The sequence below is a fragment of the Collinsella sp. LCP19S3_F2 genome (assembly GCF_052121015.1).
GTDB lineage: Bacteria > Actinomycetota > Coriobacteriia > Coriobacteriales > Coriobacteriaceae > Collinsella.
Genome location: NZ_JBQKFA010000002.1, coordinates 262,745 through 275,940, shown reverse-complemented (window position 1 = coordinate 275,940; position 13,196 = coordinate 262,745). Strand labels below are relative to the sequence as shown.

Below are 13,196 nucleotides of genomic sequence, written 5' to 3'. Positions count from 1 at the left end.
CTTATATTGATAATTAGTATAAAGACCGTTCGCGGTTAAAAATCGACCGTTTACGGGTTTAACGTACTCGAAACGTTGGGGCTGGGTAGGCGGGCACTGGCTGGACAGCCCCAGGTCGGATGCCGCACGCAATTCCCTATCGCACGAAGTACCAGGGACTTTCCTGTACGGTGGGCTCCAGCGCGATGCCGGTGCGTTCCTTAAACAGATCCATGTCCTGCGATTTCTCCGTCCACCACGCGTTGGGCTTAAAGGTCATGCTCTCAATGACATGGCCGACAAACACACTGTTGCGCAGCCTGGAGAAGTCGGTGTTCATGATCAGGATGGACGCGAGCACCAGCACGATGCCCAGGACCTTGATCGCGCCGGCGGGCTCGGCGTAGACACCAATGCCCAGCAGTACGGTGACAACTGTCTCGAATGACATTACGACGGGAACTTTCGACGTCTCGAGCCCCATGGACAGACCCTGCATATATAAGATGTAAGCCACGGCTGTGGGGATGAGTCCAAAGCCAAGGAACAACAGCAGCAGCTGTGGCGACATTGCCGCGGCGACATCCGGCCACGGAGCCGCGATAGCTGCCATAACCGCACCGCCAAAAACAAAGCCCCAAAACGTGACAGCCAGCGGGTGGACCGTCTTGGTTGCTATTCGGCTAAACACCGCGAGCGACGCACCGCAAAGGCCTGCAATCACACCCGACGTGACGCCCCAAACCGAAAAATGAAAACCGGAAAGGTCGCCATTGGTCACTGCAAGCACACAGCCAACGATGTTAAAGACAATGGCAACGAGCTTGTTAGGGGTCACGTCCTCGCGATAAAGCACGCGGCCGAGCATGACGCCAAACACCGGCGAGGTGTAGAGCAGCACCGAGGCCGTGGACATGCCCACCTCGCCCATGCACTCGTAATAGCAGGTGTTGGCGGCGGCCAAACCGACGATACCGACAAGCGCGCAGGGAACAAGCTCTTTAGGGCTTGCCTTGAACAGGGCCAGCGGACCCTGAGCCACGGTAGATCCCTCACCCGAGCGGCAGCCCATAAACATCAGGACCGGCGCCAAGATAAGCGCTCCGACCAACAAGCGAAAGGCAGCCATGCTCTGGGACGAAACGCCCATGGCCGAGATACCGTTTACAAAGATTCCGATGCTGCCCCACATAAGCGCGGCGATCAGCACCAGCACATAGCCCAGATTGCTTTTCTTCAACGCAGCCTCCTCGGTATTGTTTCCAATATGTTTCATACTACGTTATAGTCGTTATATACAATTTTCAAGCCACAAATCGCCGAACGGAAAATGATCCGCTGGGGACGGAGGAAAACGGATCACTGAGGGGCTGGTCTGCGTCAGTGATCCGTTTTCCTCCGTCCCCAGCGGATCATTTGGCTGTTGCGGTGAAATAGTTCCTAAATAGAGGCTTCAAGCCCCCAAACAGGAACTATTCCACCGCAACTTATGAGGACATCGAGCTGTTAGGCCGCTCTATCCCCTAGTAGTCGAGCTTCCACATGTAGCGGCGCGTCATATAGTCCTTGTGGGTGACGGCAGAGAGCGCGCGCATGTAGACGTTGTTGAGGATCGGCGCGAAGATCAGGTGGTTGAAGTATTCGCTCACGCTGTCCTTGATGTCGTTGAGGCCGAGCTCCTTGGCGTCGAGCTGATAGACGCGCTCGCCACCGTACTGGTTGACGAAGCGGATGCCGCGCTCGTCGTTGCAGCGGCTGCGGCCGACGCTGATGAGCTGGAACAGCGAAGTGCGCTTGTCCAGGATCTCGAAGGGGCCATGGAAGAAGTCGCAGGTGTTGATGGTGCAGGAGTCGATCTGTAGCATCTCCTGCACGTTGCAGATGCTAAAGACGTAGGCGGCACCAAAAAGCGGACCTTGAGCCATCACGTTGATGCAGGGCTTGTCGGCGTTCTGCTCGGCCCACTTGGCAGCGAGCGGACGGGTGTACTCGACGGCCTTGCGATAGATGGGGTCGACCAAGTCGAAGGCGGCCATGGCGGTCTCGTACTCGGCATAGCCCTCGGTCTGCTGCGTGAGCTCCATGGCGATCATGGTCACAACGGCGGAGTTGGTGCGGCCCATGCAGGACTCGTCGACGGCCAAGCTGTCGTACTGGATCTTGTAGTCGCAGACCTCGGTGAGGGCGGACTCGTCAACATAGATGGCGATGGTGCTGGCGCCGTGGTCCTTGGCCACCTGGGCGGCGACGATAGTCTCCTTGGTGCCGCGCATGGACACGACGACGGCCAAGGTGTTCTCGTTGACATAGGCGGGCGTGGCGTGCACGAACTCGTTGCTGGTGTAGCTGGAGCTCACGACCTGCGTGGCCTCGTGCTCCATAAAGTACTGGGCAGGATAGTTACCGCCGTTGGATCCGCCGGCGCCAATCCACACGACGCGCTTGATGCCGCCCTTGTCTGCCTTGTCGGCCAAAACCTGGGAGACGACATCCTTAACCTGTTCCTGAGTGGTCATCGTGCATCAGCCTTTCTTCTCGTTTGATGCTCATCACAGGCATACAAGTTACATACATGTTTTGGTTATGTCGACTAGTTGTATGCTATATTTGTCTTAGAAATTTTGCTGCTGTGGTTTTCAGTAGCTCGCTACCAGCAGTTTTATTGTTTTATTAAATACATGCTTGCTTAGGTAAGCATACAGGTTAGATATAGGTTGGCAATATGGGCGTCACATCTAAAAAGAAACTGACCCAATACGAGCGCTTGGCGGGCACGCTGCGCGATCGCATCGCTGCCGGCACGTATGCGCGCGGAGACAAGCTGCCGTCCGAGATGGAACTCATGGACGAATCGGGGCTGTCACGCAGCACCGTACGCCACGCCCTTAAGGTGCTCGTTGATGAGGGCCTGGTGCGCACCGAGCGCGGGCGTGGCGCCTTTGTGGCCGACACGCCCGCGCTCCACGAGAACAACCTGGTGTTTTCGAGCTATACCAAGCAGGTCGAAGGCCAGGGCATGAAGCCCACCACACGCACCGTGGACTCGGGCTTTGCCAAGGCGGCCGGCAGCATAGCCAAGTTCTTTGACGCCGCCGTGGGCAGCAAGCTCGTCAAACTTGTCCGCCTGCGCTACCTGGACGACGCGCCGCTGTGCCTGGAGACCACCTACCTGCCGCCAAGCTTCGAGACACTCATCGATCGCGATATCAACGGTTCGCTCTACGCCACGCTGCGACAGGAGTTCCATCGCGCACCGGCACAGGGGCATAAGACCTTTGAGGTGTGCTACGCCTCGCAAAACGAGGCGTTTTTGCTCAACGTTGAGCGCGGACAGGCGCTGATCCTGATTACCGACTACGTCTACGACACCGACGGCCGACCGCTCCATGTCTCCAAGCGCATCCAACGCACCGACCGCGCCAAATACACCGAGCCCATCGGCTAACCTGCCAAAATAAACCTGTCCCTAAATGGTAGGTTTGGGGAGGTCGGGGAACCAGGTTGGTTTGGGTTGGTTGGGTGTGCGCTCGGCTAGGACCAACTCCATCCAACACATGTCGTACCAGCGACCGAACTTTTGGGCGCAGCGGTCGAAGGTGCCCACCAGGCGATATCCCATATGGGCATGGAAATCCTGACTGTTGTGCGTCAGATACTCGTCGTCCTTGTCGTGCGGCACGGCGATGAGGGCGCACATGTTGGTGATGCCCATCGCAATCAGGCATTGCTTGAGCGCATCGTGCAGCTTGCGGCCCAGCCCGCCGTGGCGCACATCGCGCGCCAGGTAGATCGACGTCTCGACCGACCAGTCGTATGCCTCGCGGCTGTTGAGCGGGCTCACATAGGCATAGCCTACCGGACGCCCGTCCAGCTCCATCACCAAATACGGGTAGCGCTTGAGCGTACACTCGATACGCCCGGCGAACTCCTCAACGCTCGGCACCTCGTATTCGCAGGTAATCGCCGTCTGGCGCACATACGGCTCATAGATGGCAAGCAACGCCGGCGCATCGTCGGGCGTCGCCAGGCGAATCGTCGGCTCGGACATTTCGGTCATACAACCCTTCCCCCTCAAAAACAAAGGCTGCCCTGCGCCAAGCTCAGGCGCAGGGCAGCCCCTTGTCACTACATCAGGCTACAGGACAGCCGCCAACGCGTCGATGTCCTCCTGCGTCGTGGCCCAGCTGGTGCAAAAGCGCACCACCGTGTGGGTCTCGTCGTACTTTTCCCAGTACTCAATCGAGGCATGCTCGCGAATGCGGGCCATGTCCTCGTTGGGCAGAATCACAAACTGCTGGTTGGTCGGCGTCTCCAAAAAGAACTGGTAGCCGCGCTCGTGCAGCACGCGACGAAGCGCCTGAGCGGTCTCGATCGCCTGGCGACCAATCTCAAAATACAGGCCGTCGGTAAAGAGCGCCTCAAACTGCACACCCGTCAGGCGGCCTTTGGCAAGCAGCGCGCCATGCTGCTTAATACGCGGAATGGGATGCGCCGGGGCGTGCATACCGCAGAACACCACAGCCTCGCCGCAGAGCGCGCCGCACTTGGTACCGCCGATGTAGAACACATCGCACAGCTGCGCCAGCTCGGGCAGGGTAATGTCGCACTCATCGGCCGCCAGCGCATAGGCCAGGCGAGCACCGTCCACAAACAGCGGAATCTCGCGCTTCTGGCACACTGCGTGAATCGCCGCGAGCTCGGCCTTGGAGTACAGCGTGCCGTACTCGGTCGATAGACTCACGTACACGGCACCCGGGAACACCGTATGCTCGTAGCTCTCGTTTTCGTAGAACACCTGGATATAGTTCTCAAGGTCCTCGGCGTGCATCTTGCCCTCGTAGCCGGGGATGGTGAGCACCTTGTGGCCGCCAAACTCGATGGCGCCCGCCTCGTGGCAGGCGACGTGGCCAGTCTCGGCTGCAACGACGCCCTCGTACGGCGCGAGCAGCATGTCGATCACCGTCGCGTTGGCCTGCGTGCCGCCCACCAGAAAAAACACGTCGGCATCGGGGGCCTGACAGGCCTCGCGGATAAGCTGCTTGGCACGCTCGGTATGTGCATCGGTACCGTATCCGGGCTGCGGCTCCATATTGGTGTCGACGAGCGCCTGCAGCACCGCCGGGTGTGCGCCGTGGGAATAATCGTTGTTAAACGCGAGCATGGCAATCCTCTCTTACCGGGTATCGGCCAGATGATTCAAACGGAGCTATTGTACGCCGCTGGGATAGGCAATGCGCGCGGCAAGGCACTCAAGCGCCAGCACCAGGGCAAAGCCGCAGCTCACATCACTCAAAAAGTGCGCTCCGATCACGATGCGGCCAAACGCGACGAACGCCACAACCACAGCCGCCGTCCAAAAGACCACACGACGGCGCGACGGCTTTTCCTTAAAGGCCGCTGCGGGAAGCCCGGCGAGCATAAGGCCGATCGCCGCGTGCGCCGCGTGTCCGCTCGCAAACGACTTAAAGCCGTCCTTGACTACACCGGCGGCAATATAGGCCCGCTTGTCGGGGTTGCCGATCACCCACCACGGCTGAAACTCGAGCCCCGGCGTCACCTCGACCACGCGCATGCGCGGGCGCGACCACAGCGGCTTGACGATCACGTTGAGGATGATGGCCTGAGCGACCCACACGGCAAGCACCATGAGCGCCCAGCGTGTGAGCTCGTCGGGCTCGGTCGTGCGCGTGAGGCGATAGACGATAAGGTTGGCGACGATGGCCAGCACAAACGTCAGCACCAACTGAGCCGCGATGAGTTTGCCGCCAACCCTCAGGGACGAAACGATCTCGTAGCCGGTCAGGCCAACATTGACGAGGATGCCGAGCACGGCGAGCCATTTGCTCCCCCTGGAGTCGGGACGCACCGCGCGCACGAGCATAACGCCCGCGACGCTCGCCGTCAGCTCAAACGGCAGCTCGCCGGTCGCCTCGATAAAGCGGCCGTACATACTGCCGATGTTGAACAGCGCGCTCGAGATCTGATAATCGAAGAAGCTGCCCACGCCCAGGCAGAGGGCAAGGATAACCGCGATAGCAGCGGCATCTTTCTTATAGATGTACCCGAACATGCTTTCCTTTCGATGGAACCAGATTGCCCAAATGGGGCGTTTACGGCGTCGACCCGTTAGTCATCATCGGACGTGCCCAGCTGCTGCAGCAGCATGAGTGCCGCGGCCACGGGGCCGGTGCCGTCGTTGGCGTCGAGACCGCGACCCAGGCCGCTGCCCGCGCCGGCGCCCGCCTTGTAGGGCACCGACAGTTTGCGGCTCTTGGGGAAGTTTACCGCGCCATAGCGGGTCTTAAGCTCATAGGCCACCTTCTTGGGAACGTCGACGCCCAAAAACGTGATGCGACCGCCGCTGAGCGTAACGCTCTCGAGCCCCAGGCGCTCGCCGCGAATGCGGATTCGCGCGCGATTGAACAGGTTGAGTCCCGCCAACGGCAGCTCGCCATGCGCGGCCTCGGTCTCTTCCTGCACCTCGTCGATGCTCTCCAGGTCCTCGGCCGCCGCAAGCTTACGGTATACGAGCACGCGCTGATCCACCGCCGGCAGGTACTCCTCGGACAAGAAGTAGTCGGCCGGCAGGTTAATACCCACGCTCGCCGCCTCCACACCGGCATCGTCGTCGCCGCGCGCCTCGGCCACGGCCTGGCCCAGCATCTGCGTAAACAGGTCAAAGCCCACGCTCGACAGGTTGCCGTGCTGCTCGGCGCCCATGAGCGAGCCGGCGCCGCGAATCTCCAGGTCGCGCATGGCGATACGCATGCCGCTGCCCAGGTCCTGGAACTCGGAGAGTGCGGTCAGGCGTGCCGTAGCCTCCTCGGTGAGCGGCAGCTCGCCCGGGAACATAAAGTACGCGTAGGCTTGCGTGGCAGAACGGCCCACGCGGCCCTTGAGCTGGTAGAGCTGTGCCAGGCCCAAGCGCTGCGAATCCTCGATGATGAGCGTGTTGGCGGTCGCGTTGTCTATGCCGCTCTCCACGATGGTCGTGGCGATGAGCACGTCGATCTTTTTGGTCGCGAACTCGATCATGACGTCCTCGACCTCGCGCGGGCTCATCTTGCCGTGCGCCACGCCCACGCGCGCCTCGGGCGCGGCCTCGTGCACGCGTGCCACGGCGTCGTCGATGGTCTTGACGCGGTTGGAGACGTAGTACACCTGGCCGCCGCGGCCCACCTCCAGGCGAATCGCCGCGCTCACCACGTCGGGGTCGTACTCCCCCACGTGCACGATCACGGGACGGCGCCCGGTCGGTGGCGTGGTGATCAGGCTCATGTCGCGCACGCCGCTCGTGGCCATCTGCATGGTTCGCGGAATAGGCGTGGCCGAAAGCGTGAGCACGTCAATCTGCTCGCGCAGGTTTTTGAGCTGCTCCTTGTGCTGCACGCCAAAGCGCTGCTCCTCGTCGATGATCACCAAACCCAGGTTCTTGGGGTTCACATCGGCCGAAAGCAGGCGGTGCGTGCCGATGAGCACGTCGATCGTGCCCTCGGCAAACGCCTTGAGCGCGCGCTTCTGCTGCGCCGGCGTGCGAAAGCGGCTGAGCACCTCGACCTCGAGGCCAAACGGGGCAAAGCGCTCAAAGAAGGTCTCGTAGTGCTGTTGGGCCAGAATGGTCGTGGGGCAGAGCACCATGACCTGACGGCCGGAGTCCACGCACTTAAACGCCGCGCGCAGGGCGACCTCGGTCTTGCCAAAGCCCACGTCGCCGCACAGCAGGCGGTCCATGGGCTTGGGCGCCTCCATGTCGGCCTTAATATCGGCGATAGCCTCCAGCTGGTCGCGCGTCTCGTCGTAAGGAAAACTCTCCTCCATCTCGATCTGCTCGGGCGTATCGGGCGGGCAGGCGATACCGGTAATCGACGAGCGGCGCGTATACAGATCGACCAGGTCAAACGCCAGCTTTTTGGCGTTCTTGCGCGCCTTGTTGGTGGCACGCGTCCAGTCGGCGGTGTTGAGCCTAGTCAGGCGCGGCTTGTCGCCGTCGGGACCAACATAGCGCGTGATGCGGTCGACCTGCTCGAGCGGCACGTAGAGCTTGTCGCCGTCGGCATATTCCAGCAAAAAGTAGTCGCGCTCCTTGCCGCCCACTTCCTGGCGCGCGATCTCGCTAAAGAGCGCGATGCCGTGGGTAGCGTGCACCACGTAGTCGCCCGGCTTAAACGGAAACGTGATCTGCGTAATGTCCACCTTGCGACGGCTGCGCGCGCGGTTGCCGTCCATGCGGGCATTGAGATCGGCGATCGAGAACACGGCTAGGTTGGCATCGGGCACCACCACGCCCTGCGGCAGGGCAGCATCCACAAAGGTCACGCGTCCGCGCGAGATGGTGGGTACGGCAGCACCGGCGGCAGCCTGGGCGGCGCCCGCCTCGAGCGAGCGGGCGTTAAGCGCGTCGGCCTTGCGCTCGCGGATCGAGGCATGGGCCTCCTGGCGGGCAGCACGGTCGGCAGAATCTGCCGCTGCCACGCGTACGCGCTCGCCAATAACACCGGCGTTTTCGGGGGCGGCCGTCAGCGACTCCTCAAAGGTAATGCCCTCGTCGCCAAAGGTGAGCTCCATCGACTCGCGCGCTCCGCGGTCGGGAATGGCAAACACGCAGGCATAGCGCTTGCCCACGACTTCCTGAACGCGCGTCATAAAGCGGCTGTCCGAGCCCGCGATAGCCGGCTGCTCAATCTTGAGCTCTGCCGTAACCGCACCGCCGGCGCGGATCAGGCTCACGTAGTTCAGGCGCTGCTGAGCACCAAAGTCGAGCTGCTGGGCGCGCACGTACAGGCCGTCCAAGCGGTCAATCCCCGCCTCGCCGGCGCGCGTCTCGATATCCTCGTAGGCACGCAGGCAGTCGTCGAACAGCGAACGCGGCTCGGATAGAACCACAAGCGCCTTGCCGCTCACGTGCGCCAACGGGCTCACGGTCTGGCCGTACATCACCGGCAAAAAGCGGTCGAGCTCGGGTGTGACGATGCGCGCATCAACCATCTCGAGCAGCGCCGCCAGCTTGCTGTCGCTCTGGCTTGCGCGATAGAGCGCCACGTGCATGTTGTGAACGGCTTCGTCGGTAAGCGCCAGCTCGCGGCACGGGAAGATCTCGATGCTGTCCTCGTTGCCGATGGTTTGGCCCGTAGAGCTCACCATACGGCGAATGCGATCAATTTCGTCGCCAAAGAACTCAATGCGCACGGGCGCTTTCTCTTGTGCGGGGAATACCTCGACGGTGTCGCCGTGCACGCGGAACAGGCCGGGTGCGTCGGCGGCGCCGGCATTGGTGTAGCCCATGCCCACCAGGCGCTGCGGCACTTCGTCAAAAGGAATCTCCTCGCCCACCGCAAAGGTCGTGGACTCCCAGTAGCGGCTCTCGACTGGCGGCACGCAACGCAGCAATGCACGGGCCGAGGCAACCATGATGCAGTTGTCCCCGCGCACGATACGCCCCAGAGCCTCGCAGCGCTGTGCCACCACGGCATCGTCGGGCGCCTGCTCGCGCCACGGATAGTCCTTGCGCTCGGGAAAGCGGCACACGTGCGCCAGGCCCACGTAGGCGGCCAGGCTGCGCGCGGCGCGATCGGCCGCGTCCTCGCCGCTCACAATGTAGACCGTAGGGCGCGGGCGGCGCGCAAACTGAGCAGCCGCCATAAGCGTGCGGCCCGACTGCGACACGGCCAGCGTCACATCCTCGCCGGCGTCGAGCCCGGCCTCGACGGTCTGCAAGGCCTCGGCAGTGTAGAGCTGCGCGGCTATACGGTGAATGAGCATGCTGTTCCTCCGGCATCGCAACGCCAAAAGCCCGCCGGGGCAAGCTCGGCGGGTCGTGCGTCAAAGTTCATTGACGCTTATGGTACCGCACGGTCCCGTGACCAAAAGCCAAAGCGACATCATGCCAAATGTTGCCCACAACGGTCTTGCCAACGCGTTTCCCAGCTTATTAATCCGCTTTCCGCTTTTTAATTTGCTGTCTTCTGGCAGCAATTTACACCGTCCGCGCCCCCTGGCGAGTATTTCGAGCTGCAAAGCGCCTATAATTGAGGATAATTGCGTATTCAATGTCACTTTTTTGATGAGGGGGGGGTGAAAATAAATGGCCGACACTCCATCTTGTGCACTGTACACCGGGCTCAAGTCACTCGGTCGCATCAACAACGGTAACGCCGCGCAAATTCTCATGGACGGCAACGCCCGTTACGGTGGACGCCTCATCTCCGAACGCTTGATGGTCCCGTCGTTTATCTCACGCGAAATCGTTCACGCCAAACCCGGTGACCTTCCCGAGTCGCTGTTTGCGCCCTTTGAACAAAGTGCGCGCCAGATACTTAACCTCATCATACAAAACCGAGGCTCCGACCCCCAATCGCTGTGCAGGGTCGCTAAACGCTATATGGAATCGTGCGCCCCAGACATGCAGGATGCCCTTACCAATTGCGGCGTCGACGGCATGCTCTTTAAAAACGGCGTCGAGCGCATCGAGACCGCTGACGATAGCGACATTAAAAACCGCCTCTACATCCATCTGGTCTTTTTTATCGTTACCGGCTGCCTTGGCGACCCCGCCCGCGCCATCGAATACACCGAGTCCTTTGTGTCCGACCAGATGCTCTCGACACTCGGCACGGTCGAGACAACCGTCACCTCATTTTTCTCGACAACCGCGCGCCCCACGGGAGACATTCGCCTGGGGCTGCTGCGCGTCGTGGGCAACTCGGCACGACCGCCGTTGCGTCCCCTTACCACGGACCCGGTGGGCAGCATTATCGGGTCGCTGACGAGCGACGAGAACGCCATCACCGACGTCGATTCCGATGTCTCGCGTCAGCACCTGCGCATTTGGCTCCAAGACGGACGCTGGCTTGCGCAGGGCCTCGGCTCCACCAACGGATCGTTTTTGATCTCGGGCGTCGATCGCTGCCGACATGCTATCGAACCGCCTAGACGCGAGCGCCCCGCCAACTTTGCCAACACCCCCGTCGAGATTCACAACGGAGACACGCTTTGCTTGGGCGCCACGACGCGCTTCTTGGTCATTCGCATCACAGACTAGCCCGCCCACACATCTTCGACGCACAAGGTGCCGTTATTTGCATCAACCCATGCAAATAACGGCACCTTTTCGATTAAGGCAACGGTTGCGCTACCTTTTCACTAACATTATCGCCATGCACTTTTTTCTCGAAAGGATCGCCCCGTGACGTACGACACGGATATGAATATCATCGCGTTGTCCCCCTTTGAACCAAACGCCATGTTTGCGACCACCGAAGACCCCGATACTATTCGCCGCTTTACCACCCTGTTGGATTGCGGGGCAGTCGGCGGCGGTTCCCACCATCTTCGCAAGGTCGCCAACACCGAGGGCGAGACCTTTGCGCTCAAGACGCTGTGGCCCCTCAGCGGCTGTGATGAAGACGGCTCCGCCGTCAGCCCCTCGGACATCAAGACGCTTACCGAGGAGTATCGCAATCTTGCAGCCGTCTCACTGTTGGACGGCTTTCCCAAAACCTATGGCTACGGCTATACCGGCTCCGTACCGGTCATCGTTATGGAGTGGATTGAAGGCCTGCCCCTTCGCGATGCTGCGGCAGAGCTAACCGACCCCGCCGAGGGCGGCCACATTCCCGCAAACACCGTCGCCGCGATTGGAAAACGCCTGGGAGAGATTCTCCTGGGTGCCCAAAAGCTCGATGCGCCGTTTGTACACCGTGATATCTCCTTGCGCAATATCATCATTCGCACGACGCTCCGGTCCCTTGCCCAGCAGATTGCACACTGCAGTTTTGACCTTTGCCTGGTCGATCTGGGCAGCTCGAGCATCAAGCGCTCAGACCCCTCGTTTACCATGTCCACCGGCATCTGGCGCAACGGCACCCCCGAGTTCGCCCCACCCGAGATGCTCTCCAACGACATCCCCGAGCTGGCGCCGCTGCGTACGTCGCCCAGCATCGATACATACGAGCTCTGCAGCGTACTCTACACGCTCTATGCCGGCCACACGCCATATCGCCTAAACGAGCATATGGACCAGTCGCCCTACCTGTACAAGATCGAGCACGAGCACGAGCCGCTTGAGGCACGCGTACCCGGCGACCAAATGCTTGTCGATGTCATCATGAGCGGCATCCATAACGAGCAGTCCCAGCGCGCGCCGCTGTCTACGATTGTCGGCAAGCTCGATGCCTGGATTAAAGACATCGATTTTGAGCCGCGCACGCCGCTGCCCACCCCGATCGACTTTAGCCAGCAACCGAAGCCTTCCTGCTCCGACAAGGCTCAGACGCGCCACCCAGTCGTCTCGCGTCGCGCTGCGCTCGTGCTCGGCGGCGTCTGCGTTGCCGGCATAGCAGGCTCTGCCATTGCCACGGGATGCTGGGGGGTTATCGACCTGGCGCACGGCATCAAGCCTTCACTCGACGATTACACCTGGGAAGAACTCGCCCTGATCTCCCGCAAAATCCAAGAAACATCTTCCAGCAAAAAGGTGCTCGAGATTGCCGAAACCTACCACCTGGTAAACAGCAAGCAGTCGCTCGAAAACGAGAACACCAAGACCGTCAGGCTTTCCGACGGGACCAAGGCACAAATCCAGATCGTGGGCTTTAAGGCAGACACACTCACCGATGACGGCCTTCCCGCTGGCATCACCTTTATGTTCCGTACCCCCATCGCCATGCGCGCCGTAAACGACAGCGCCGCGACGGGCGGTTGGGAGCAATCGTCGCTTCGTGAATGGTTGGCGGATAAGGGCATGGCTACGCTGCCCGAGGATCTCCGCAATCAGATTCGCTCGGTGCGAAAGCTCACCAACAACACCGGCGGCACCAAAGACGCCTCCAGCATCACCGCCACCGATGACAAGCTGTGGCTGCCGTCCATGAGCGAGCTGTGCGGCTATCAGGCGCCCGAAACGTTCGCAGAAGGCTACGAGTACCTTTCTACCCTCTACAGCGGAGAAGGCGAGCAGTACCAGCTCTATCGCGAGCAGAGCGTAAGCGGTCTGACCACTAACGACGCCATGATCCGCACCGTCGCCGGCAAAAAGATCTGCTACTGGGAGCGCACCCCCAGCGCCGACTGCAGCGAGGGCGCCAACTCGACGTACTTTAACCGCGTTGGAAGAGACGGCGACGTGTTTAGCTGGGCAACGCCCGGAAACAAACCAGACCAAAAGACCTATGTCCTACCCGGCTTTTGCATCTAACACCTTCACCGGATACCAGAAAGGA

9 protein-coding genes are annotated in these 13,196 nt (G+C 60.9%); 3 read left to right on the top strand and 6 right to left on the bottom strand.

Features of this window, described 5'->3' with window-relative positions; genetic code table 11:
• Nucleotides 1-136 precede the first annotated feature (136 nt).
• The gene (locus ACTQX9_RS02835; RefSeq protein ID WP_441540431.1) at nucleotides 137-1,219 is read right to left on the bottom strand and encodes a DMT family transporter; all 1,083 of its coding nucleotides are present in this window, start codon (nucleotides 1,217-1,219) and stop codon (nucleotides 137-139) included.
• Between the two features lie 283 nt (nucleotides 1,220-1,502).
• A complete protein-coding gene (locus ACTQX9_RS02830; RefSeq protein ID WP_117648180.1) occupies nucleotides 1,503-2,495 on the bottom strand; it encodes an SIS domain-containing protein in 993 nt (330 codons plus the stop codon).
• A 206-nt stretch (nucleotides 2,496-2,701) separates the two neighbouring features.
• Between ACTQX9_RS02830 and ACTQX9_RS02825 the strand changes: the two genes are divergently transcribed.
• Entirely contained in the window at nucleotides 2,702-3,424 is a 723-nt protein-coding gene (locus ACTQX9_RS02825; protein ID WP_427747834.1) for a GntR family transcriptional regulator, read from the top strand.
• A 21-nt stretch (nucleotides 3,425-3,445) separates the two neighbouring features.
• On the opposite strand, the gene ACTQX9_RS02820 is transcribed toward ACTQX9_RS02825, so the two are convergent.
• The 4 genes from ACTQX9_RS02820 to mfd form a co-directional block, all read right to left on the bottom strand.
• Complete coding sequence (locus ACTQX9_RS02820; RefSeq protein ID WP_441540430.1) at nucleotides 3,446-4,036, bottom strand: GNAT family N-acetyltransferase; 591 nt, start codon at nucleotides 4,034-4,036, stop codon at nucleotides 3,446-3,448.
• Between the two features lie 78 nt (nucleotides 4,037-4,114).
• Entirely contained in the window at nucleotides 4,115-5,140 is a 1,026-nt protein-coding gene (locus ACTQX9_RS02815) for a threonine aldolase family protein (RefSeq protein ID WP_118271027.1), read from the bottom strand.
• 45 nt (nucleotides 5,141-5,185) lie between these two features.
• Nucleotides 5,186-6,049 carry a phosphatase PAP2 family protein gene (locus tag ACTQX9_RS02810; protein WP_441540429.1) on the bottom strand — a complete coding sequence of 288 codons (864 nt, stop codon included), beginning with the start codon at nucleotides 6,047-6,049 and terminating at the stop codon, nucleotides 5,186-5,188.
• A 56-nt stretch (nucleotides 6,050-6,105) separates the two neighbouring features.
• Nucleotides 6,106-9,738 carry a transcription-repair coupling factor gene (gene mfd / locus ACTQX9_RS02805; RefSeq protein WP_441540428.1) on the bottom strand — a complete coding sequence of 1,211 codons (3,633 nt, stop codon included), beginning with the start codon at nucleotides 9,736-9,738 and terminating at the stop codon, nucleotides 6,106-6,108.
• A 322-nt stretch (nucleotides 9,739-10,060) separates the two neighbouring features.
• On the opposite strand from mfd, the gene ACTQX9_RS02800 reads away from it, so the two are divergent.
• Both ACTQX9_RS02800 and ACTQX9_RS02795 read left to right on the top strand, forming a co-directional pair.
• Entirely contained in the window at nucleotides 10,061-11,017 is a 957-nt protein-coding gene (locus tag ACTQX9_RS02800; protein WP_441540427.1) for an FHA domain-containing protein, read from the top strand.
• Nucleotides 11,018-11,161: 144 nt separating this feature from the next.
• Nucleotides 11,162-13,171 carry a DUF6273 domain-containing protein gene (locus ACTQX9_RS02795; protein WP_441540426.1) on the top strand — a complete coding sequence of 670 codons (2,010 nt, stop codon included), beginning with the start codon at nucleotides 11,162-11,164 and terminating at the stop codon, nucleotides 13,169-13,171.
• Nucleotides 13,172-13,196 lie beyond the last annotated feature (25 nt).